19 protein-coding genes are annotated in these 22,750 nt (G+C 71.9%); 7 read left to right on the top strand and 12 right to left on the bottom strand.

From position 1 onward, the window contains the following. Nucleotides 1-411: 411 nt before the first annotated feature. Entirely contained in the window at nucleotides 412-786 is a 375-nt protein-coding gene (locus ACWEJ6_RS05340; protein WP_452421435.1) for a nuclear transport factor 2 family protein, read from the bottom strand. Nucleotides 787-1,084: 298 nt separating this feature from the next. Between ACWEJ6_RS05340 and ACWEJ6_RS05335 the strand changes: the two genes are divergently transcribed. The 4 genes from ACWEJ6_RS05335 (at nucleotide 1,085) to ACWEJ6_RS05320 (ending at nucleotide 6,531) form a co-directional block, all read left to right on the top strand. Further along, nucleotides 1,085-2,809 (top strand): enoyl-CoA hydratase-related protein, encoded by a 1,725-nt coding sequence (locus ACWEJ6_RS05335; protein ID WP_452421433.1) that lies wholly within the window; start codon nucleotides 1,085-1,087, stop codon nucleotides 2,807-2,809. 16 nt (nucleotides 2,810-2,825) lie between these two features. Beyond that, nucleotides 2,826-4,355 (top strand): helix-turn-helix domain-containing protein, encoded by a 1,530-nt coding sequence (locus ACWEJ6_RS05330; protein ID WP_352326032.1) that lies wholly within the window; start codon nucleotides 2,826-2,828, stop codon nucleotides 4,353-4,355. 112 nt (nucleotides 4,356-4,467) lie between these two features. Continuing rightward, entirely contained in the window at nucleotides 4,468-5,496 is a 1,029-nt protein-coding gene (locus ACWEJ6_RS05325; protein ID WP_397156717.1) for a tyrosine-type recombinase/integrase, read from the top strand. A 93-nt stretch (nucleotides 5,497-5,589) separates the two neighbouring features. After that, the gene (locus ACWEJ6_RS05320; protein WP_452421430.1) at nucleotides 5,590-6,531 is read left to right on the top strand and encodes a dienelactone hydrolase family protein; all 942 of its coding nucleotides are present in this window, start codon (nucleotides 5,590-5,592) and stop codon (nucleotides 6,529-6,531) included. A 30-nt stretch (nucleotides 6,532-6,561) separates the two neighbouring features. Here ACWEJ6_RS05320 and ACWEJ6_RS05315 read toward each other — a convergent pair whose 3' ends face one another. From ACWEJ6_RS05315 to ACWEJ6_RS05305, 3 genes are all read right to left on the bottom strand, one after another. Beyond that, nucleotides 6,562-6,813, bottom strand: coding sequence for a helix-turn-helix domain-containing protein (locus ACWEJ6_RS05315; protein ID WP_358286695.1), 252 nt, complete (start codon nucleotides 6,811-6,813; stop codon nucleotides 6,562-6,564). Nucleotides 6,814-6,892: 79 nt separating this feature from the next. After that, entirely contained in the window at nucleotides 6,893-8,146 is a 1,254-nt protein-coding gene (locus tag ACWEJ6_RS05310) for an alpha/beta hydrolase family protein (protein ID WP_452421428.1), read from the bottom strand. A gap of 167 nt (nucleotides 8,147-8,313) precedes the next feature. Next, nucleotides 8,314-8,646 carry a hypothetical protein gene (locus tag ACWEJ6_RS05305; protein ID WP_452421426.1) on the bottom strand — a complete coding sequence of 111 codons (333 nt, stop codon included), beginning with the start codon at nucleotides 8,644-8,646 and terminating at the stop codon, nucleotides 8,314-8,316. On the opposite strand from ACWEJ6_RS05305, the gene ACWEJ6_RS05300 reads away from it, so the two are divergent. Next, on the top strand, nucleotides 8,630-9,817 hold the full coding sequence (locus tag ACWEJ6_RS05300; protein ID WP_452421424.1) for a sensor histidine kinase: 1,188 nt from the start codon (nucleotides 8,630-8,632) through the stop codon (nucleotides 9,815-9,817). The two genes, ACWEJ6_RS05305 and ACWEJ6_RS05300, sit on opposite strands and share 17 nt — an antisense overlap. Before the next feature lie 122 nt (nucleotides 9,818-9,939). Continuing rightward, nucleotides 9,940-10,602: a response regulator gene (locus tag ACWEJ6_RS05295; RefSeq protein ID WP_397156709.1), complete on the top strand. Its 663-nt coding sequence runs from the start codon at nucleotides 9,940-9,942 to the stop codon at nucleotides 10,600-10,602. On the opposite strand, the gene ACWEJ6_RS05290 is transcribed toward ACWEJ6_RS05295, so the two are convergent. Then, the gene (locus ACWEJ6_RS05290; protein WP_452421421.1) at nucleotides 10,569-11,510 is read right to left on the bottom strand and encodes an alpha/beta fold hydrolase; all 942 of its coding nucleotides are present in this window, start codon (nucleotides 11,508-11,510) and stop codon (nucleotides 10,569-10,571) included. The two genes, ACWEJ6_RS05295 and ACWEJ6_RS05290, sit on opposite strands and share 34 nt — an antisense overlap. Nucleotides 11,511-11,567: 57 nt before the next feature. Here ACWEJ6_RS05290 and ACWEJ6_RS05285 point away from each other — a divergent pair, with 57 nt between their 5' ends. Next, nucleotides 11,568-13,814 (top strand): ATP-binding cassette domain-containing protein, encoded by a 2,247-nt coding sequence (locus ACWEJ6_RS05285; RefSeq protein ID WP_452421419.1) that lies wholly within the window; start codon nucleotides 11,568-11,570, stop codon nucleotides 13,812-13,814. A gap of 91 nt (nucleotides 13,815-13,905) precedes the next feature. Here the strand turns inward: ACWEJ6_RS05285 and ACWEJ6_RS05280 are convergent, their stop codons facing one another. The 7 genes from ACWEJ6_RS05280 to ACWEJ6_RS05250 all read right to left on the bottom strand — a co-directional run bounded on the left by ACWEJ6_RS05280 (nucleotide 13,906) and on the right by ACWEJ6_RS05250 (nucleotide 22,740). Continuing rightward, on the bottom strand, nucleotides 13,906-15,396 hold the full coding sequence (locus tag ACWEJ6_RS05280) for an alpha/beta fold hydrolase (RefSeq protein ID WP_452421417.1): 1,491 nt from the start codon (nucleotides 15,394-15,396) through the stop codon (nucleotides 13,906-13,908). A gap of 376 nt (nucleotides 15,397-15,772) precedes the next feature. Next, entirely contained in the window at nucleotides 15,773-17,374 is a 1,602-nt protein-coding gene (locus ACWEJ6_RS05275) for a CotH kinase family protein (RefSeq protein ID WP_452421415.1), read from the bottom strand. A gap of 9 nt (nucleotides 17,375-17,383) precedes the next feature. Next, nucleotides 17,384-18,070 carry a DUF4956 domain-containing protein gene (locus tag ACWEJ6_RS05270; RefSeq protein WP_452421414.1) on the bottom strand — a complete coding sequence of 229 codons (687 nt, stop codon included), beginning with the start codon at nucleotides 18,068-18,070 and terminating at the stop codon, nucleotides 17,384-17,386. Continuing rightward, nucleotides 18,067-18,948, bottom strand: coding sequence for a VTC domain-containing protein (locus tag ACWEJ6_RS05265; RefSeq protein ID WP_452421412.1), 882 nt, complete (start codon nucleotides 18,946-18,948; stop codon nucleotides 18,067-18,069). Before ACWEJ6_RS05265 ends, ACWEJ6_RS05270 begins: the two co-directional genes overlap by 4 nt. Before the next feature lie 91 nt (nucleotides 18,949-19,039). Next, a complete protein-coding gene (locus ACWEJ6_RS05260; protein ID WP_452421410.1) occupies nucleotides 19,040-20,503 on the bottom strand; it encodes a sensor histidine kinase in 1,464 nt (487 codons plus the stop codon). Then, nucleotides 20,500-21,201 carry a response regulator transcription factor gene (locus tag ACWEJ6_RS05255; RefSeq protein WP_452421408.1) on the bottom strand — a complete coding sequence of 234 codons (702 nt, stop codon included), beginning with the start codon at nucleotides 21,199-21,201 and terminating at the stop codon, nucleotides 20,500-20,502. Before ACWEJ6_RS05255 ends, ACWEJ6_RS05260 begins: the two co-directional genes overlap by 4 nt. Nucleotides 21,202-21,285: 84 nt before the next feature. After that, nucleotides 21,286-22,740, bottom strand: coding sequence for an alpha/beta hydrolase (locus ACWEJ6_RS05250; protein WP_452421406.1), 1,455 nt, complete (start codon nucleotides 22,738-22,740; stop codon nucleotides 21,286-21,288). Nucleotides 22,741-22,750 lie beyond the last annotated feature (10 nt).

Below are 22,750 nucleotides of genomic sequence, written 5' to 3'. Positions count from 1 at the left end.
CGGGTGAATTGGGAATGGGGGTGTGATCTGGGGTTTTGTGGGCGGTGGGGTGGTGTGGCGGGGCCCTCGTGGGGACTGACGGGGGCTTTGACGGCGTGTTGATTCACTGTCTTTGTCATGTTCGGTGGTTTTAGGGTAGAGCTCCTGCTATTCGCTCAGCGAGAGGAGCAGCACGTGGGGAACCAGTCGGTTTTATGTCCGGTGTGTCAGGGGGTTCTGCCTGCTTCCGACAGGGAGGCGTACACCCCGCTGCGGGGGCGGTTGATCCTGACGAACGGGTATTGCGGGGGTGGGCACGCCGAGCGGCGTGCGGAGGTGGCGGAGGTTGAGGAGACGCGGCAGGTGGCGCGTCCGTTGCCGGTGCCGGGGGTGGTGGCGCCGGTGCCGATGGGGCGGCGCTGATTTGTCTGCTTATCGGTGGCCTGGGGTGGTGTGCCAGTAGTCGCGGGTCTGTATGGCCAGGCCGTCGGGGTTGAAGCGGGCGAAGACGCAGCCCGCGAGGGTGATGGGGTGGCCGTTGTCGAGGGCGTGGACCCGGTATTCGATGGCGGCCTGGTCGCCGTCGACGATGGGGGCGGTGAAGGTGACGTGGGGGTCGCTTTCGCCGGTGAAGGATTGCCGGATGTAGTCGGCGATGGCGGCTTTTCCGTGGTGGGGTGGGCGGAAGGGCATGCTGGTGTGGGTGGCGTCGTCGCTGTAGAGGGCGATGATGGCGGTGGTGTCGTGGTGGGTCCAGCCGTGTTGCCAGGTGTCGGCGAAGTGCTGGGCGGCGGCGCGGGTGTCCATGTGATCCATTGTGGGGTGGGTTGTCCCTTGCGGTGGGTTTCGGGTGGGGGTGCTGGTCGGGGTTGAGGTGTCTCCCCCGCCAGGATTTTTTCGGGCATATCAGGGCAATTTGGCTGCTCAGCCCGGCTGTCTGTGGTGATTTGTCAGCATCGGTGGAAGATTCGTGTCAACATCTAGAGATGCCCGGGCCTTATGGGACTGCCGTTAATGCCGGTACTGGTGGTGTTCGTCCGCTCGCGATCGGTTGACGCCTCTCCCCTGCCCGCTGCCCTTGACGTCTCGTGAAGGAAGTTCCGCGTTGCGCATCCTGCTCCTGTGTTCCTCGTTCAACGGCCTGACCCAGCGTGCCTGGCTGGAGCTGCGGCGGGCCGGCCATGATGTGAGCGTCGAGCTGGCGATCTCCGAGCGGGTCATGGTGGAGGCGGCCGAGCTGGTCAAGCCGGACCTGGTCATCTGCCCGTTCCTGAAGGAGCGGGTGCCGGAGGCGTTGTGGCGCGGGCACCGTACGGTGATCATCCATCCGGGGCCGCCCGGGGACCGGGGGCCGTCCTCGCTGGACTGGGCGATCGCCGAAGGCGAGCGCGAGTGGGGGGTGACGGCGCTGCAGGCGGTGGAGGAGATGGACGCCGGCCCCATCTGGGGGTGGCGGACGTTCCCGATGCCGTCGGAGCCGCCGCGCAAGTCGGCGCTGTACAACGGGCCGGTGGCCGACGCGGCGGTGGAGCTGGTGGCCGAGGTCGCGGGCAAGGCGGCTGACCCGTTGTTCGCGCCGGCGCCGTTGGACTACCGCTCCCCCGAGGTGACGGGGCGGCTGCGGCGGCCGATGCGGCACGCCGACCGGGAGTTCTCCTGGGAGCAGCCGGCCGAGGAGATCGTGCGGCTGGTGCGGGCGGCTGACGGGGCGCCGGGCGGCCGGGCCCGGTTGTGCGAGTTGCCGGTGCGGGTGTTCGACGTGCACCGGGGTCCCGATCTGGCCGGGGCGCCGGGGGCGGTGGCGGCCCGGCGTGAGGGTGCGGTGCTGGTGCACACCGGTCAGGGGACCGTGTGGGTGGGCCACCTGCGCCTGGAGGCGGGCGCGGAGGCGGGCTCTCAGGTGAGTGGCGTGAAGCTGCCGGCGACGATGGTGCTGGGTGAGCGGCTGGCGGGTGTGAGTGAGCGGGCCGGCTACAGCGAGATCACCTACGAGCGCGGCGAGGAGGTCGGGGTGGTGAGCTTCGACTTCTACAACGGCGCGATGTCCACCGACCAGTGCCGGCGGCTGGCGGCGGCGTTGCGGTACGCGGCGGCGCAGGACACGCGGGTGCTGGTGGTGCGCGGTGGCGAGGTGTTCTCCAACGGCATCCACCTGAACGTGATCGAGGCGGCGCGTCATCCGGAGCTGGAGGCGTGGATGAACATCAACGCGATCAACGCGGTGTGCCGGGAGATCGTGGCCTGCACGTCGCAGCTCGTGGTGACGTCGATCGCGGGGAACGCGGGGGCGGGCGGGGTGATGATGGGGCTGGGCGCCGACCGGGTGATCGTGCGGGAGCCGGTGGTGCTCAATCCGCATTACCGGACGATGGGGTTGTTCGGCAGTGAGTTCTGGACGTACGTGCTGCCGCGGCGGGTGGGGGCGCAGGCGGCGGCGGAGCTGACCGGGCGGGCGTTGCCGGTGGGGGCCGCCGAGGCGGTGGAGCTGGGGCTGGCCGATCGGGTGGCGGGCGGGTCGCGGCAGGAGTTCGAGCGGCGGGTGGTGGACTTCGCGCACCGGCTGGCCCAGGACTCCTCCTACGAGGCGTTGCTGGCGGCGCGGCGGCAGGCGCGGGAGGCCGACGAGCGGCGCAAGCCGCTGGACGCCTACCGGGCCGAGGAGCTGGCGGAGATGAGCCGGGACATGTTCGACGACCGCAACGGGTTCCGGGAGGCGCGCCGGGCGTTCGTGGGCAAGGCGCGGGCGCAGGCCACTCCCCCGCATCTGGCGGGTCATCGGGAGCTGTCCGGCGCGTCGGGACCCGGGGTCGCGGCGGCATCTCATATGTGAGATATGGTCGTGTGTTGTGGCAGATGATTACCTTGTGCGGATCGGCCGGCTCATCCGGGATGCGCGTCAGCATCGCGGTTGGACGCAGCTTCAGCTGGCCGATGCGCTGGCGACGAGTCAGAGCGCGGTCAACCGGATCGAGCGCGGCAACCAGAACATCAGTCTTGAGATGATCGCCCGGATCGGGGAGGCGCTCGACAGCGAGATCGTGTCCCTGGGGTATGCCGGTCCGATGCATCTGCGGGTGGTGGGCGGGCGCCGGCTGTCGGGCAGCATCGACGTCAAGACGTCCAAGAACGCCTGTGTGGCGTTGTTGTGCGCGTCGCTGCTGAACAACGGCCGCACGATCTTGCGCAAGGTGGCGCGGATCGAGGAGGTCTACCGGATCCTGGAGGTGCTGGCCTCGATCGGGGTGCGGGCGCGGTGGATCAACGAGGGCAGCGACCTGGAGATCGTGCCGCCGGCCCGGCTGGAGCTGGAGGCGATGGACACCGAGGCGGCCCGCCGTACCCGCAGCGTGATCATGTTCCTGGGGCCGTTGATGCACCGTACGGGGGAATTCCAGATCCCGTACGCGGGCGGCTGCGACCTGGGCACGCGTACCGTCCAGCCGCACATGTCGGCGCTGAAGCACTTCGGGCTGGACATCACCGCGACGGGCGGTTTCTACCACGCCAAGGTGGACGGCGGCGCGGCCCCGGCGCGGCCGATCGTGCTGACCGAGCGCGGCGACACGGTGACGGAGAACGCGCTGCTGGCCGCGGCCCGGCATCCGGGGGTGACGGTGATCCGCAACGCCTCCTCCAACTACATGGTGCAGGACCTGTGCTTCTTCCTGGAGCAGCTCGGCGTGCGGGTGGAGGGCATCGGCACCACGACGCTGACGGTGCACGGGCTGGCCTCCATCGAACGTGACGTCGACTACTCCCCCTCCGAGGACCCGGTCGAGGCGATGAGCCTGCTGGCGGCCGCGGTGGTGACCAGTTCGGAGCTGACGATCTGCCGGGTGCCGGTGGAGTTCCTGGAGATCGAGCTGGCGGTGTTGGAGGAGATGGGGCTCGACTGCGACCGCACGGGCGAGTACTGGGCGGCCAACGGGCGTACCCGGCTGGTGGACCTGACGGTGCGGCCCTCCAAGCTGGTCTCCCCCATCGACAAGATCCACCCGATGCCGTTCCCGGGGCTGAACATCGACAACGTGCCGTTCTTCGCCGCGATCGCGGCCGCGGCGCAGGGCTCGACGCTGATCCACGACTGGGTCTACGACAACCGGGCGATCTACCTGACCGAGCTGACCCGGCTGGGCGCCTCGGTCAAGCTGCTGGACCCGCACCGGGTGCTGGTGGAGGGGCCCACGCGGTGGCGCAGCGCCGAGATGATGTGCCCGCCGGCGCTGCGCCCGGCGGTGGTGGTGCTGCTGGCCATGATGGCGGCCGAGGGCACGTCGGTGCTGCGCAACGTGTACGTGATCAACCGCGGCTACGAGGACCTGGCCGAGCGGCTGAACGCGCTGGGCGCGCGCATCGAGACCTTCCGCGACATCTGATTTTCGTCGGTGGCGGCCGCTACCGTCTCCTCTGCAAGCTGCATCCCTGCGCGCGGCGTCGTCCGCGGGCAGGTGCGTTCGGTGCGTCGCCGAGATGTGAGGAGGGGAGCCGGTGCGGCCCGCGGAGCTCGACAGGTTGACGGTGGGACAGGCGGCTGACCGCTACGTGGAGCTGGTGGTGGCCAAGACGTCGACGGGCGCGTTGTCCCCGGCCACGGCCGAGGTCTACGCGCGTGACGTGGCCACGCTGGTGGCGTTGGCCGGCGCCGACGTGGTGCTCGACGACCTGACCGGCGAGGACGTCGATGCGATCTTGCTGGCGTTCGCGCGCAAGCCCGACGCGCGGCAGGCGGGCGGGTCGGGGGCGGGGCAGTCGCCGTCCTCGCAGGCCCGGTTCCGGCGGTCGATCTCGGCGTTGTTCAAGCACGCCACCCTGGCCGGGTGGGTGCAGATCAACCCGATGACGGCGGCGACGGTGACGGCCAAGCAGCGGGGCGGGCTGCGTCCGGAGCGGCGGGCGCTGACGCGGGAGCAGGCCCAAGGGCTGATCGGCGCGGCGCGGCAGTTGCGGGAGGCGCCCGAGCAGGAGGGCAAGCGACGCGACCAGCGCATGCAGTTGCGTGACGCGGTGATCGTGCTGCTGCTGTCGACGGTGGGGCCGCGGGTGTCGGAGCTGGTGCGCGCCAACGTGGAGGACTTCTACACCAACGACGGGGTGCGCTACTGGCGGATCTTCGGCAAGGGCGGCCGTACGCGTGACGTGCCGCTGCCCGACGACGTGGCCGAGGTGTTGCAGGCCTACCTGGCGCGGGGGCGGGGCCAGGTGGCCGGCGCCGACGACGGCAAGGCGCTGCTGCTGTCGTGGCGGGGGCGGCGGCTGGCGCGGGGCGACGTGCAGGCGGTGATCGACCGGGTGCAGCGGCACGTCGATCCCGATCAGCGGCGTTCGGTGACGCCGCACGGGCTGCGGCACACCACGGCCACGCATCTGCTGGCCGACGCGGTCGACATGGACGCGGTGCGGCGGGTGCTGGGGCACAGCGACCTGTCGACGCTGGGGCGCTACCGTGACGAGCTGCCCGGGGAGCTGGAGGTGGCGATGCGGTCGCATCCGCTGTTGCGTGACAAGCCGTCGCGATAGGGCCTCGGCCCCGGGGGGGCGATCGGGGTCGTGATGGCGGCCATCGGGTTGGTGATTGGCCGGGGGCGGGCGGGGGCTGGTTAGCTCGGCCGCGTGAACGGACAGATCACCACCGGATGGGTGGACATCGCGGGTATGGCGGCCTACACGGCCCTGCCCGTGGGGGTGCGGCGGCCGGTGGGCGTGCTGGTCGCCGGTGAGATCTTCGGGGTGAGCGGGTACGCGCGGCGGATGGCCGACCGGCTGGCGGGGTTGGGGCATGCGGCCGTCGTGCCCGACTTCAACCACCGGCACGAGCTGCGGCCCTCCCCTGCGCCTTCGGGGGCTCCTTCGGCGGCTCTGGCGGGGGTAGACCCGGCGGGCCCGTCAACAGACCCGTCAACGGGGACATCGGCGGGCCCCTCAGGGGATTTGTCAGCGTCCTCCCCTGCGGGCTCTTCGGCGGGGCTCGTGCGGGACGATGGCGAAGCGGGTGGCGGGGTGACGGTTGCCGTGGATGCGGTGACGGGTGGCCCGGTGGGGCGGGTGGTGGAGTTGCCGGTCGATGCGGCCGGCCGGGAACGAGGGCTGGAGCTGGCCTGGCTGCTGCGCCCGGAGCAGGTGCTGGATGACGCGCGTGCCGCCTCTGAGCACCTGCGGCGCGTGGGCGCCCGGCCCGCCGCGGCGGTCGGGTTCAGCCTGGGCGGGCACGTGGTGTGCTCGGTGGCCGGTGAGCTGGGGCTGGCGGCGGCGATAGCGCTGTACCCGGGCTGGCTGACGGGCACCGAGCTGCCGCTGAGCCGGCCGGAGCCGACGCTGGAGCGGGCCGCGCGGGCGCCGGGGCGGCTGGTGGTGCTGCTCGGCGCCGACGACCCGATCATCGACGGCGCCCAGCAGCGGGCGATCGCCGAGCGGCTGGAGACGGTGGTGTATCCGGGGGCGAGCCACGGGTTCGCCGCCGACGAGCGTGACACCTTCCACCCGGCCGCGGCTCAGGACGCCTGGCGGCGCATCGAGGACGTGCTGGACGAGGTACGCCGCTCCCGTACGGAATGACCCCGGCCCGGACGGTCAGGTGCGGGCGGGTCAGGTGCGGGCGGGGGTGGCGCGGACGGCCAGGCGGTCGAGGGAGATGCCCAGGACGTCGGCCAGTGAGGCGATGGTGAAGAACGCCGGCGTGGCGATGCGCCCCGTCTCGATCTTGCGGAGGGTCTCGGCGGACATGCCGGCCGCGGCGGCGACCTCGACGATGCTGCGCTCGCCTCGGGCCTGGCGCAGCATGTGGCCGAGCTGCTCGCCGCGCAGCCGCTCCTCGGGGGTCAGCGGGGATCGCACCATGCCGCCCACCCTACACCCGCGGGATACTTATACCGGTATTGTTATCGCCCTCGGGCGGACCTCCGATCCGGCCTCAGGGTCAGGGGATGCGGGACACCTCGGGGAAACGGCTGTCGGGCTCCTGGAACAGGCGGGTGGGCTTGCCCAGCAGGTGCAGGTCGAAGAACGCCCCGACGTAGGCGCGCTGGGCCGCCACCGACCGTTGCGGATCGATCGTGCCGACGAAGTCGGCGACCGGCACCCCGCTCTGCTTCCCGTCCTGCTTCCCCTCCCCCGCCTTGGGCAGCGCCGCGGCGATCTGCGGCAGCAGCGCCTGCAGGTCGGTGAACGAGCCGTGCGCGGCGCCCTTGAACCGCAGCTCCCGCTTCCACCCGGTCGAGGCCCGCCAGAACGACTTCCAGCTCGGCTCGCTGTCCCGTGTGTGCGTCTGGGCCGCCAGCTGCAGGAACGGCCTGGCCACGCCGGTGGCGGCGACCGGGCCGACGTAGCCGCCGTCGAGGTTGACCCCGGCGTCCACCCGCGGGTCGTCGTGGACGAGCTGGGCCGCCACCGACCCGCCCAGGGACTGCCCCAGCGCCCCCACCCGCGTCAGGTCGGGCGCGCCGCGCAACCCGGCGGGCATCTCCCCGCCGCCGATGGTCCGTCCCTGCCCCAGGGCCGTGACCTGGTCCAGCACGAACCGCATGTCGGCCAGCCGCGCCCGCGCGTGCCGCTCCAGCAGCGCCGCGATGACGCGCGGGGTGAGCTTGGCCGGCAGCGGCAGCGCGCGCACGACCCGCCCGCCGGGGAACTCCACCTGGTCGGCCTCGTAGGTGTGGTCCACGGTGACGACCAGGTAGCCGCGCGAGGCCAGGTCCTGCACGAGCGTGGTGCCCAGTGTGCGCGGCCCGCCGTCGCCGGAGCCGAACAGCACGACGGGCAGCCGGCCCGCGCCGCGCTCGACCGGCGCGCCGGTACGGGCGGCGGTGCGGGTGGCGGCCCAGTCGACGGCGCCCTTGGCGATGCCCATGGGCGGCGCGGAGCGGCGGTCCCAGTCGGCGGCGGCCAGGGGCGCCATGTGGGGGGCGAGCGGCTGCGTGCCGCCCTTGGCCGGGTACCACAGGCTGACCATCAGCTCGCGGTACGGCTTCGACCGCACCAGGGGGTCGCGGCGGGAGCGGTCGACCAGGCGCAGGGCGACGGTTCCCACCGGGTGGGGGCCGCCGGGCGCGGGCAGGGCGACCGTGACCGCCTGCCGCGCCTGCTGTGCCTGGTGCGCGTGCAGGGGGACCGTGACGGGCGTGAGGGTCAGGGCGGCGACGGCCAGAGGGGCCGCGTACGTCTTCACGGGCATGCCGGTGTTCTCCTCGAACGGGACGGAAGGCGGGGGGTGTGGTCCGAGGCTGGCAGGCGGGCTCGCGAGCGGGCCAGCGGCCACGGGCTGACCTGCGGGTACGACTTTCGGATGAGGGGCCGAGATGTTCCTCCTTGCGGAGGATGGGGGGCGCCGGGGCGCGGCCTTTAGGGTGGGCGCATGACTCCGGCCGCCCGCCCGACCGCGCCGCCCCGCCCGACCGCGCCGCCCCGCCCGACCGCGCCGCCCCGCTCGACGGTCGACTCAACGATCGACTCAACGATCGACTCGGCGGTCCGCCCAATGGTCCGCCCAGTGGTCCGTTCGATGGTTCGTTCGGTGGTCCGTTCGGTGATCGGCTCGGTGATGGGTTCGACGGTCCGCCCAGTGAGCGGCTCGGCAATCGGCTCCGTCATCCGTTCGGCGATCCGTTCGGTGATCGGTTCGGTGCCGCCTGTGGCTGCCGACGCGTTGCTGGCTGCTGTGATCTTCGTGGTCACGCTGGGGCCGGGCCGGGTGGCCGAGGGCGGCCCTGCGGTGCTGGCCCTGCAGGTGGCTCTGGTGGCGCCGCTGGCATGGCGGCGGCGCGCCCCGCTGCTGGTGCTGTGCGTGATCGGCGGCGCGGCCGCCCTGCAGTGGGCTATCGACGTGCAGCTTCCGGCCGACGCGGCGCTGCTGGTCGCGCTCTACACGGTGGCGGCCCGCCGCCCGTGGCGGGCGACGCTGGCCGCCGCGTTCGTGCTGGAGGCCGGGGTGGTGGCGGCCGCGGCCCGGTGGGCGCCGCCTGGCCGGATGCCGTTGACGGTGGCGGCGCTGAGCGCGATGTCGGCCGCCGCCCTGGCAGCCGGGCTGTGGACGCGGACCCGGCGGGCCTACGTCGCCTCCCTGGAACGCGACCGCGATCAGCGGGCACGTCTGGCGGTCGCCGAGGAGCGTGCCCGGATGACGCGCGACATGCACGACATCGTCACCCACAACCTGTCGGTCATGGTGGCGCTGGCCGACAGCGCCGCCTACGTCCACGACCGTGCGCCCGGTCAGGCGGTGGCCGCGATGGCGCAGATCGCCGACACCGGCCGCCAGGCGCTGCGCGACATGCGCCGCTCCCTCAGCACCGACCACGACGCCGACCACGACGCCGACCGAGCCCCCGATCGAGCCGCCGCCGGATCCACCGGTCAGGACGTTGACCGAGGCGTTGACCGAGGCATCGGCCAGGGCATCGGCCAGGAGCAGGAGCCGGGCATCGCTCCGCTGCACCCGGCGCCCGGTATCGCCGACCTCGGCCCGCTGGCCGACCGGATGCGCGCCGCCGGCCTGCCGACCCGGCTGCGGGTCGACGGCGACCCCGCCGACGTCCCGGCCGCCGCGCAGCTCACCCTCTACCGGCTGGCTCAGGAGGCGCTGACGAACACGCTGCGGCACGCCCCAGGCGCCCGCGCGCACGTCCGGGTGCGCCTGACCCGTCGGCGGGCCGACATCGAGATCACCGACGACGGCGGCCGTCCGGGGCCCCTGCGGCCCGCCGGGCGGGGGCTGGCCGGGATGCGCGAACGCGTCGCCGCCTACGACGGCACCCTGCACGCCGGCCCGGCCCCCGGCGGCGGCTGGCGGGTCGCGGCCGCCCTCGACCTGACCGGCCCGGACACGAGCGGCCCGGACACGCGATGAACCTCGACCTGACCGCCCTCCGCCTGACCGGCCCCCACGCGAGCGGCCCGGGCGCGCCATGAGCATCGACCTGACCGGCCCGGGCGCGCCATGAGCATCGACCTGACCGGCCCGGACGCGCCATGACCATCCGGCTGCTGATCGCCGACGACGAGGCGCTGCTGCGGATGGCCTTCCGCATGGTGCTGGACGCCGAACCCGACCTGCACGTCGCCGGCGAGGCCGCCGACGGCGAACAGGCCGCCCTGCAGGCCCGCCGGCTGCGCCCCGACGTCGTGCTCATGGACGTCCGCATGCCCGGCCTGGACGGCATCGAGGCCACCCGCCGGATCGTCCGCGACTGTCCCGCCTCGAAGGTGCTCATCCTGACCACCTTCGACCTCGACGAGTACGCCTTCGCCGGGCTCAAGGCCGGCGCCGCCGGGTTCCTGCCCAAGAACACCCCGCCCGCCGACCTGCTCAGCGCGATCCGCAACGTCGCCGCGGGCGAGGCCGTCCTGTCGCCGCGCGTCACCCGCCGCCTGCTGGACAGGTTCGCCCCCCAGCTCACCCCCGGCCCCCGCGAACAGCACCGGCTGCTGGACCTGCTGACCGCCCGCGAGCACGACGTGCTCGTCCAGGTGGCGCGCGGCCTGTCCAACGCCGAGGTCGCCGCCGCCCTGCACCTGGCCGAGGCGACCGTCAAGACGCATCTGAGCCGCGTGCTGCTCAAACTCGGGCTGCGTCACCGCGCCCAGGTCGTGGTGTTCGCCTACGAGAGCGGCCTGATCCGCCCCTCCTCATGACCCCTCTCCGCCCGGTGGACCAGCGCGGCGATCCGGGCGCTGACCTGCCGCCACACCCCCGGCGGGAACCCGTGTCCCATCCCCTCGACCAGCCAGAACTCCGCGCCCGGGATCGCCTGCGCCGTGGCCCGCCCGCCGGCGGGGTCGGCGGCGGCGTCGGCCGCGCCGTGGATCACCAGCGCCGGCACCTCCAGCCGAGACAATCCTTCCCGCCGGTCGCCCGACCCGATCACCGAGGCGGCCTGCCGCAGCATGCCGGCCAGCGACCAGCCGCGGTCCCAGGCCCGCTCGGCCACGGCCCGTACCGCCTCCAGGTCGGCGGCCACGCCGTGGGCGCTCGCGCCGGCCACCATGCGCGCCACGTACAGCTCGCGGGTGGTCGGCGGCGGCCCCGGGACGCCGCGCGCGGTGCCGGGGCGCGCCGGCGGGGGTGTCATGCGGTCGCCGTGCGTGGACATGATCGAGGTGAGCGACCTGACCCGCCCGGGGTGGGCGACGGCGACCGCCTGGGCGATCATGCCGCCCAGCGACGCGCCCACCAGGTGGACGCTGTCCAGGCCCAGGACGTCCAGCAGCCCCACGGTGTCGGCGACCAGATCGTCCAGCGTGTAGGCCAGCGAGGACAGGTCACCGGCCAGCGCCGCGGCGAAGTCCGGCTCGCCGGCGTCGTCGAAGTGGGTGGAGCGCCCGCAGTCACGGCCGTCGAACCGGATCAGCTGCAGGCCGTGCCCGGCCAGCTCGGCGCACAACCCGTCGGGCCAGTTGATCAGTTGCCCGCCCGCCCCCATGATCAGCAGCACGGGCGGCGCGGCCCGGTCGCCCAGCCGCTCGTACACGATGTCCAGCCCGGCCGGCCCGACCCCGGACGCCGTCTCCTCGCCCACTTTCGCGCCCACTTCCTCGCCCACTTCCGCCCCTTCCCGGCAGGGACGGAAACTGTCGGCGCCCGTCGCTACCGTGACCGTATGGACGACAGCATCGTCATCACCGGCGCGCGCGTGAACAACCTCAAGAACCTGTCCCTGCGCATCCCCAAGAACCGGCTCGTCGTCTTCACCGGCGTGTCCGGCTCCGGCAAGTCGTCGGTGGTCTTCGACACCGTCGCCGTGGAGTCCCAGCGCCAGCTCAACGAAACCTACTCCTGGTTCGTCCGCAACCGGCTGCCCAAGCACGAGAAACCCGAGGCCGAGGCCATCGACAACCTCGGCGCTTCCATCGTCGTCGACCAGAAGCCGGTCGGCGGCAGCTCGCGTTCCACCGTCGGCACCATGACCGACATCCTGCCGATCCTGCGCGTGCTGTTCTCCCGCTACGGCACGCCCAGCGCCGGCTATTCCTACGCCTACTCCTTCAACGACCCCCACGGCATGTGTCCCGGCTGCGACGGCCTCGGCCGGGCCGTCCGCCTCGACCTGGACGCGCTGCTCGACCCGGGCCGGTCCCTCGACGACGGCGCCATCCGCTTCCCGCTGTTCGGGGTCGGCACGTGGCAGTGGCAGATCTACGCCCGTTCCGGCACCTTCGATCCGGCCAAGCCCGTCGCCGACTACACGGAGGAGGAGCGCCACCTGCTGCTGCACGGCGGCGGCTTCACCGTCGAGGTCCGCGGCAAGAACGGCACCCTCAACAAGGTCGACTACGAAGGCGTCGCCGACCGTTTCACCCGCCTCTACCTCAAACGCGACCTGTCGGGGCTGAGTGACAAGACCCGCGAGGCGGTCCTGGCCTTCGTCACCGAGGGCACCTGCCCCCAGTGCCGGGGCGCGCGTCTCAACCAGGCGGCCCTGGCCACCATGATCGGCCCCCACAACATCGCCGACCACGCCGCCATGGAGATCACCGACCTCATCGGCGTCCTGACCGGGCTCGGCAACCCCGTCGCCGACACCGCGGCCGCCGCGTTGCGCCGCATCGACCAGATCGGCCTGGGCTACCTCACCCTCGACCGCGAGACCACCACCTTGTCCGGCGGCGAGAGCCAGCGTCTGAAGACCGTCCGCCATCTCGGCTCCAGCCTCACCGGCATGACGTACGTGTTCGACGAGCCCAGCGCCGGCCTCCACCCGGCCGACGTCGGCCGGCTCAACACGCTGTTGCGGGCCCTGCGTGACAAGGGCAACACCGTCCTGGTGGTCGAGCACGACCCGGACGTGATCGCCGTCGCCGACCACGTCATCGATCTCGGGCCGGGAGCCGGTCTGCACGGTGGCACCGTCGTCTACGAGGGCTCCGTCGAAGGGCTGGCGCGCTCCGGCACCCTGACCGGCCGTCACCTGCGGGCCCGCACCCCGCTCAAGAGCGCCGTGCGCCGCCCGACCGGGCACCTGACCATCACCGACGCCGCCCTGCACAACCTCGACCATCTCACCCTCGACGTGCCGACCGGTGTGCTGACCTGCGTCACCGGAGTCGCGGGGTCCGGCAAGTCGACTCTCATCGGCGAGGTGTTCACCGCCCAGCATCCCGGCGCGGTCATCGTCGATCAGGGGGCCGTGAACGTCTCGGCCCGCTCCAGCCCGGCGTCCTTCATCGGTGTCCTGGAGCCGGTCCGCCGTCTGTTCGCCCGCGCCAGCGGCACCCAGCCGGGCCTGTTCAGCTACAACTCCACCGGCGCCTGCCCCGCCTGCGAGGGCCGCGGCGTCATCCACACCGACCTGGCGTTCATGGACCCGGTCACCGCCGTGTGCGAGATGTGCGGCGGCAGCCGCTACAACCCCGAGGCCCTGCGGCACCGGCTGCGCGGGCACACCATCGTCGACGTCCTGGCCCTGACCGCCGAGCAGGCCGCCGCGTTCTTCACCGAACCGGCCATCCGCGACCGCGTCACCACGCTGGTCGACGTCGGCCTGGGCTATCTCACCCTCGGCCAGCCCACCTCCACGCTGTCGGGCGGCGAACGCCAGCGGATGAAACTGGCCGGCGAGCTCACCAAGACGGGCGCGGTCTACGTTCTGGACGAGCCCACCACCGGCCTGCACCTGTCGGACGTCGACACCCTGATCGACCTGCTCGACCGCATCGTCGACGCCGGCAACACGGTCATCGTGGTCGAACACCACATGCAGATGGTCAAACGGGCCGACTGGGTCATCGATCTGGGGCCGGGCGGCGGCAAACACGGCGGCCGCCTGATGTTCCAGGGCACCCCCGCCGACCTGCTGACCGCTTCGGGGTCCCGTACCGCCGAGCATCTGGCGGCCGCGCTTGCCTGACCGGCCGCGGGAGGGGTGGGGCTGATCGTGCCGGGGGCGGCACGATCAGCCCGTGGTCAGCCCAGTGTCAGCCCCAGTGTCAGCCCTGGGGTCAGCCCTGGGGTTCCTCCGCCGGGCAGCCGATGCCCTTGGCGGGTACGGACGCCGAGATCAGGTAGCTGTCCATGGCGGCCGTGGTGCAGGTGGTCATGCCGTAGACGCCGTGGCCCCAGCCGTCGTAGGTGAGCAGGGTGGCCTTGGGGCCCAGCTGACGGGCCACGTTGGCCGACCACGCGTACGGCGTGTCGGGGTCGTGCCTGGAGGTGGCCACCAGCAGCGGCGTGCTGCCCTTGTACCGCAGCGGGTGCTGGGGGTTGTTGACCGGATGGCCCTGGCAGATCGGCATGTCGCCCATCGGCATCGGGTTGTAGCGCATGTCGGGGGCCACCGCGTTGGAGGCGCGCATCACCTCGGCGTACTCGGCGTAGCCCCGCAGCGACAGGTTCCAGTCCTGGCACAAGATCGCGGTGGGCAGTTCGGCGTACTGGCCGTTCACCGGCCAGTTGCCGGGAGGGCCGGGCATGTCCTCGGGCACCGGGCCGCCCGCCAGCGCGAGCAGCACCTTGGCCTCCAGCCGCCAGGCGGGCGCCTCGTTGAGCACCACGCCCAGCCACTGCAGGTTGTGCGCGCTCACCGGCCGGCCGTCGCCCGGCCACAACAGCTGACCGCGGCCCGCCTTGGCCAGCAGCCCCTTCCACAACGCCCGGATGTCGCGGCCGCGCAGGACGCAGTCGCTGTCGCGCGCGCACCAGGCGATGAACTCCTCGAAGCTGTCCTGGACGGTGGCCGCCTCGCTCACCTGGAACGCCTTGACGTCCAGGCTGTGGTCCATGTTGCTGTCCAGCACCATGGCGCGGATCCGGCCCGGGAACAGCTCGGCGTACATCTGCTGGGCCAGCGTGCCGTAGGAGACGCCGTAGGAGGTCAGCTTGTCCTCACCCAGCGCGGCGCGGATGGCGTCCATGTCGCGGGCCACGTTGACCGAGTCGAGGTGGTCGTACAGGGGGCCGGTGAGCTTGCGGCAGTCGGCGCGCAGCTTCTTGTCGAAGGCGACCCACGTCAGGTAGTCGGCCTGGCTGGTCATGACCGGGTAGGGCATCTGGTTGTACACCGAGGCCGAGCAGGTCACCGAGCGGCTGCGGGCGACGCCGCGGGGGTCGTAGCCGACGATGTCGAAGCGCCGCTGGATGTCCTGACTGAAGCCGGAGGGGCGCAGGATGTCGTTCACGCCGGAGTTGCCGGGCCCGCCGGGGTTGGTCAGCAGGGAGCCGATCCGCGCCGACGGGGCGGTGGCCTTGCGGCGGGCCAGGGCCAGGTCGACGGTCGGCCCGTCGGGCTCGGACCAGTCGATGGGCACGGCCAGCGTGCCGCACTCGACGGTGGGTTCTTCCTCGCACGGCCCCCAGGTGATGCCGCGCTTGCCGACGGCATCCGTGACGTCCTGCCGGGTCACCGCCGCGCCGGCCGTCCCCGCCATGGGGACGGCTAACAGCGTCGCCATCGCCATGAGGGCCGTGGCGAGCAGGGATGTTCTTCTCAGCACATTGCTCCTATCGTCGATCGGCACGTCGATCGGCGGGCGGGGCTGCTCGCACGGCGCGTATCGGGCCCCCTGGCCTGGCCGCGGAGCGTCCCCCGTCCTGCCTCAGCGGTCTGTTGCGGGGCCGCTGCCGTGCCTCTCCTTGATCACGACTCGGAATCTAACAGGCGAAGGCCGCGCCGGTGGACAATACGTCAGAATCTGGACAAATGCGGGTGCGGGGTGGCAGAGCCAGCACAGCCGGAAACCCGCCGCCGAGCGGGGGCCGGCGAGCGCTGGAACGGAATCCGGCGTCAACGGGGTCTCCCGGTCCGGTGGCCCCCTCGCGTCAGGGGCCCCGGGACGTGGACAACGCCAGATTCCGTTCGCCGCGTGCGGGTCAGGCGCCGGTGATCGCCCTGTCCGAGCGCAGGGTCTCGGTCCGGGTCCGCAGGAACGTGCGCAGGGTCTTCGCCTCCGCCTCGACCTTGGCGGTGTCGGCGCCGTCGTTCAGCTTGTAGGCGGCGACGAGGTCGTCGAGCAGGCCGGAGGCGGCGCCGCTGCCCAGCAGCTTGGTGTACAGGGCGCGGTACTGCTCCTCGTACATCTTCTTGAAGGTGGCGTTCTTGAGGAACTTCTCCTTCAGGGGGTGGCTCATGCCCATCATGCCGCCGCCGGGACGCCCCTGCCCGCCGCCGGGCGGGGTGAGGCCCTGAGGCGGCTGCCCCTGCCGGGGTTGCACCGGCTGGCCCTGTGTCTGGGTCTGTGTCTGGCCCTGCTGCTGGTTCTGCTGGGGACGTCCAGGGCCGAAGCCGCCCATCCCGATCGTGTCGTGCACGCCGCTCTTGGCGTCGCCGTTGAAGGCGAGGTTGAGGTCCCAGGTGATGACCTTGAACTTCCTGGTGGCCGTGTCGTACCACAGGTAGTAGTTCTTGCCGGGGCCGCTCATGTCGTCGAAGTTGACCATGATGTGCTGCAGGGCCAGGTAGCGGGCGAACGAGGTCACGTCCAGGCGGTCGGCCAGGCCCTCGGCGAACTCGGCGTCGGAGGCTTCGCCCGTCCACCTGACCAGGTCGATGACCGGCTGCAGGTCCTTGCCGCCGACCTTGTTGATCTGCTTGAAGTCACCGGTGTACTCGGTCTGGTCCTCGCCCTTGTAGGTGAAGGAGCCGGTGGCCAGAGACTTGTACAGCACACCGTCGCCGAGTTCCGCCGCGTAGCCCTCGTCCAGGTACTCCACCACCAGGCGCGGAGCGGACGCGCGGCCGTTGACGGTGAAGGAACTGTAGGCCGAGCGCTGGGTCGGCTCGCCGGAGGCGCCGACCAGCGCGATGCCGAGCGCTTCGTTCAGCATCGTCGTCGAGCCCATCGCGGCCGGCCGTACGGCGACCTGGGTGCGCCCCTGGTAGCGGCGGCCCGCCACGAACTCGTCGAAGCTGATCAGCCAGGGCAGCTTCTCCGGCTCCTCGGCCTTCAGGGTGGCGCCGGGCATGCCGCCGCCGAAAGGCCCGCCCTCGCCCTGCGGCCGCCCGTTCCGGGGTTGCCCGTTCTGGGGTTGCCCGTTGCCGGGCGGCCGGAAGCCGCCGGGCACGGCTCGCCGCTTGGGCTGCCCCTTCCAGGTCAGCTGCCCCAGCGTGGAGTTGCCCTTGAGACGGACGCCGACGCTCGGGACGCGGGTGCCGTCGATCGTCAGGTCGGCTTCGAGGTACTTCTTCTCGCCGTCCTTGAAGTACTCGCTCAGCATGTCCTGGTAGGCCTCGTCGGTGAAGGTGAGCTTCACCTCGTGCGCGGTGGAGGCGTCGAACAGGTCCTTGGTGCCGGTCAGATTCGTGGTGACGGCCCTGGCCTCGGCGGCCTGGGCGGTGGTGACGTACGGACGGATCGTGCCGCTGCCGAAGACGCCCCAGCAGGCGGCCAGGAACGCCGCGCACAGCGCGACGAGCCTCCAGTTCTGCCGGAGCCTGACGGGGACACGGTGCTTGAGCCGCTTGGTCTGTGCCATGTGCCGGGCCTACAGGTCGCTCTGGTCGTACCCGGTCAGGACGGTGACCGACTGGCCGTGGTTGCGCTCGCGCAGGGCGGAGATCAGGTCGCCCGGCTCACTACCCTTCTTGATCTTGACGGTGTACATGAGCTCGGTGAGCGCGCCCGCCCTGATCGACTCCATGCTGACCAGCTCGAACTCGTCGGTGTGCCGGACGAGCACGTCCTGGATCGAGGCGGCCAGGTCCTCCTCCGAAGGGACCTGGACCTTCACGACCTGACGCCGCACGTCCAGCTGGAACCAGTCGAACCGGTGCATGACCACGACGATCAGCGAGATGGCGACGGCGGCGACGACGCCCAGCAGGTAGAAGCGGGTGCCGACGGCCATGCCGACGCCCATCACCAGGAAGATGAACCCGACGTCGCGGGTCTCCTTGATGGCGTTGCGGAACCGCACCACCGACAGGGCGCCGACCAGGGCGAAGGCACGGGCGATGTTGGACCCGACGACCAGCATGATCAACGAGATCAGCATGCCCAGGACGACCAGCGTCTGGACATAGGACTGGCTGTAGGACACGTTGCGGTGCGTGGCCCGGTACACCCAGCCGATCATGGCGCTGAGCACGAACGACAGGGCCATCGCGACGGCGATGTCGGCCACGCTGAACGTGCCGGACAGGTCCTGGAAGGAGAAGTCCATCGGGGTCATGCCTCCGGAAGAACGGTCGAGGGGACGAGATCGTGGTCGGGAACGTGGAAGATCGAACGCGGCGCCAGCCCGTGGGCCTCGACGCTCTGGCAGTACTTGGAGACCCGCACCACCTGCAGGTTCCGCTTGGCGGTCAGATCGGTCAGCCAGTACGGCACGCGCTCGTCGGCCTTGACCTCCACGATCGACTTGCCGGCCGGGACGATGAACCGGTTCCCGGCGTCGGCGCCGAGGTGGAAGTCCCGGTCACGGCCGCGGATACGCCGGTCGAACGTCACCCGCAGGCCCACGTCGGCGTCGCGGCCGAGGTAGGCGTGCCGCTGGTAGCCGGTCATCGCGACGGGCCGCAGGTCCAGGCGCAGCACCAGGTCGAGCACCTCCTCCAGGAAGGCCCGCTGGGACGGGTCGTGCCCGACCATCTGCCGCCCGTCGCACAGGCGCAGCGCGTCGGCGTACGCAAGAGACACCCGCCGCTTCTGGGTGACCCGGTTGACCCGCTGCTTGATCTCGACGAACACCGGCGTGGCGCCGTCCACACAGAAGCGGTCGCCGTAGTGGCGCACCCGCAGCTTCCTGCGGAACTTCAGCCCTTCGATCTTCTCCCAGTAGAAGCGCAACTGCCGGGTGTCGTAGTAGACGCTCCAGACGCCGTAGCCCGCCTCGCCGCTGTGCTGGTCGCGATCGAGCCGCTGCTCGATCTCCTCCCGCAGCGCGACCGCCTCCCAGGCGTCCACGAGGTACTTGATCTCGTAGCGGTTGAAGGCGTGCAGCTTGCTGGGGGCCCGCAGCCGGTGGCCCTGGTCACCGACCGCCTCCGACGGCGGCTGACCGGCCTGCTCAGCTGCGGAAACGGCTGGTATGCGGAACCTTTTCAGCAATGTCCCTCCCTTCGTCGGCACACATCTGACCGCACGAAGCTGGGAGCAATGTGTGAACCGCGCCCGACGAGAGGATGAACGGCCGGGACGTTCAGCCGCCGTGACGCTGCTCAAGAGGCAGCAGCACACGGAAGGCGGTGCCGCGCCCCGGAACGCTGGCCACCTCGATCCGGCCGTCGTGCGCCTGCACGAGCGCCGCGGCGATGGCCAGGCCCAGCCCCGTTCCACCACTGTCACGGGAACGGCCGGGATCGGCCCGGTAGAAGCGGTCGAACACGTGCGGCAGATGACCGGCCTCGATGCCCTGCCCTTCGTCGCGCACCTCGACCAGCGCTGCCCTGACATGCGGAGCGGGCCCATCGCCGGCGTGCACCACCCCGGCCGCGGGAACCCCGGCCACGGCGCGAGGGGCCACCTCCACCCGGATCTCCGCCTCCGCAGCCGTGTGCCGCATCGCGTTGCCGACCAGGTTGGCGATGACCTGGTGCAGCCGATGTTCGTCACCCAGCACGAACACCGGCTCGGCGGAGACGACCAGCCGGATCGGCCGCTCGCGGTCGCGCGCCTGAGCGGCATGGACGACGTCCCCGGCCAGCACGTGCAAATCCACGACGGTGGGCGCCAAGGCGGGCTCCTGGTCCAGCCGGGCCAGCAGCAGCATGTCCTCCACCAGGACGCCCATGCGTTCGGCCTCCGCCTCGATCCTGCGCAGCAGCCGCTCGGCCACCGCGTCCCGCGGGCCCTGGCCGTGATGGTAGAGCTCGGCGAAGCCCCGGATGGAGGTGAGCGGGGTGCGCAGCTCATGGGAGGCGTCGGCGACGAAACGGCGCAGCCGCTGTTCCGACTCCCGGCGGGCGCGCAGAGCGGCCGACAGCCGCTCCAGCATCGTGTTGAGCGTCTGGCCGAGCCGCCCGATCTCGGTGCGCGGATCGGCATCGGCGACCCTCCGGTCCAGATCGCCGGCGGAGATCGCCCGCGCCGTGCGTTCGACGCGCGTGAGCGGGCGCAGGCCCAGCCGCACCACCGCCCAGGCCACGGCGCCCAGCAGCACGAGCACCAGCGCTCCCGCGCCGGCCTCGATGACCAGCAACTGCCGCACGGTGGCCCGGTTGGCCTCCAGCGACATCGACAAGGCGACGCGCTCGCCGTTCGGCAACTGCCTGAGCAGCACCCGCCAGTCCTCCCGCCCGCTCCGGTCCTGCACGGTGAACGGCCGGTACGGCACCGACCTGACCACCTCGGCCGGGACCTGCGGGCCGCCCGTCGCGTCCGCCGGGATCAGCCGGGCCAATCGCCCGGCACGGTCGTAGACGGCGATCCGGAACTGGGTCGGCAACTGGACGCTCCCGGGCGGCGGCGCAGGCCCGATCGGCGGCCGGCGGGCGGAGGTGGTCGCGGAGAACTCGGCCAGCTGCGCGTCCACGCGCGACAGCAGCGACTGCTCCAGCATCACGGTGCCGGCGACCGCGAAGACGGCCAGCCCCGCCGCCGCCAGGCCGAGCAGAGCCACCAGCAGCCGCAGCCGCAGCGGCCACGGACGGCGGGCCACCCTCACGACGTGCTCTGCAGCCGGTAACCCACGCCGCGCAGCGTGTGGATCAGAGGCGGGCCACCGGCGTCGATCTTCCGCCGCAGGTAGCTGATGTAGGACTCGACGATCCTGCTCTCGCCGTCGAAGTCGAAGTCCCACACGCGGTCGAGGATCTGCGCCTTGCTGACCACCCGACCCGCGTTGATCATCAGATACCTGAGCAGGCTGAACTCCGTCGGCGACAGGTGGATCTGCCGCCCGGCCCGGCGCACGGTATGGGCCTGTTCGTCCAGCTCCAGGTCCGCGTACCGCAGGACGCCGTCGTCGGCCTGCTCCTCCGGCGGGCGCGTCCTGCGCAGGATCGCCCGCAACCGCAGCACGACCTCCTCCAAGCTGAAGGGCTTGGTCACGTAGTCGTCGCCGCCGGCGGTCAGCCCCGCGATCCGGTCGGGCACCGCGTCCTTGGCGGTCAGGAAGAGCACCAGAGGGCTGTCACCGGCCTCGCCAAGCCTGCGCGCCACCGTGAACCCGTCCAGGCCGGGCATCATCACGTCCAGCACGATGATGTCCGGCCGCTCCCGGGCCACCTCCTCCAGCGCCCGGCGGCCGTCCGAGACCGTCCGCACGGCGAAGCCGTTCAGCTCCAGGGCCTCCGACAGCAGCTCGCGGATGTTCGGCTCGTCGTCGACCACCAGCACTTTCGCGGCGGATTGTTCGCTCACCACATCGTTCTACCTGCACAAGGTGAGAAAAACGTGTGAGCGTCCGCGGCGCCGCTCGGCGGCGCCCGACCGCAGAGCCGTGCATCAGCAGCTCAGGTCACGCTCGGGCAGACGGCCCGTCACCAGGAACTCGGTGACGGCACGGTCACCGCAGGCGTTGCCGTTGGCCAGATACACCCCGTGACCACCGGAGTCCACCGCGACCATCCGGGCCCGCTGCCCGAGCGCCGCACGCATCTTCAGCGCCCCGCTGTAGGGCGTGGCCGGATCCCGCAGATTCTGGATCAGCAGGACGTTGGCCGGACCCCGCGAACCGATCCGCGTGGCCCGCTCGGCAGGCCGGAACGGCCAGTACGCACACGGCCCCAGATTCACCGGCATGCCCGCCGTCAACGGGTAGGCGGCCCGGCTGCGCCGCACCTGCTGCTCGTGCCGGGCGAGCGAGCTCGGCCACTCGACGTCGTTGCACATCGTGGCACCGGCGTGCGCGGCGGTGTTCTGCAGCGCGGCCTGCGGCGGCTGGTTCGGCGCGGGCAGCTCGGCGCCGCTCAGCGCGGCCTTCAACAGCCCGGCCAGCATCGGGTAATTCGCCCGCGAGTACAGCGCGTTGAGCAGGGTCTCCCGCAGCAGGTTGCCGGTCAGCCGCTGCTCCGGCTCGGACCCCGGCCAGGCGAGCGGCTCGCGGTCCAGCCGCGCGGCCAGCTCCAGGAACGTCCGGCGCACCGCGGCCACGTCGGCGCCCAGGCCGTAGTCGCCGTCACGCGCGGCCGCCCACGCGCCGAAGTCGGGGAAGGCGTCCCGCACCCCGACGGCGTAGTTGGCCAGCCACTGACGCGCCACCTTGTGCGGATCGGGGTCGTCATTGCTGTCGAGGATCACCCGATCGGTGGTGCCGGGGAACATCGTGGCGTGCACGGCGCCCGCGTAGGTGCCGTACGAGACGCCCCAGTAGGAGATCTTGTCCTCGCCGAGCGCCACCCGGATCCGGTCGATGTCCCTGGCGTGGTTGCGGGTACTGATGTGCCGGATCAGCGGCCCGCCGTTACGGGCGCACGCCTCGGCGATCCGGCGCGACCACGCCGCGTTCCCGGCGATCCCGCCGTCGGCGTCGGGGTAGGGCTTCATGCGCGTCAGCGACAGGTCGGCGGGCGCGAGCCCGCAGGAGACCGGCGAACTCTTCCCGACGCCACGCGGGTCGAACCCGACGACGTCGAAGCGGTCGAGCACGTCCTTGGGCAGCTTCTTCACCAAGGTGCTGGGCCGGTTCAGCCCCGGGCTGCCCGGACCGCCCGGGATGATCAGCAACACGCCACGGCGCACGTCGGGACGGGCCGTCCTGATCCTCGACACCGCCAGCGTGACCGACGGGCCGCCGGCGGCGGAGTAGTCCATCGGCACCTCGATCGTCGTGCACTCCTGGCGGGGATCGACGCCCTCGCCCGGCCGGCAGGAGCTCCACGAGGTGACGGCGGCGTGCGCCGGAGCCGCCAGAAGGGTGGCCGTCAGGGCGGACGCGGACAACAGGGCAAGGGATTTCATCAGGGGCCTT

It is taken from the genome of Nonomuraea sp. NPDC004702, from assembly GCF_053601695.1.
The sequence above is the reverse complement of the archived record's forward strand: the minus strand, read 5'-3'. Positions and strand labels throughout refer to the sequence as shown.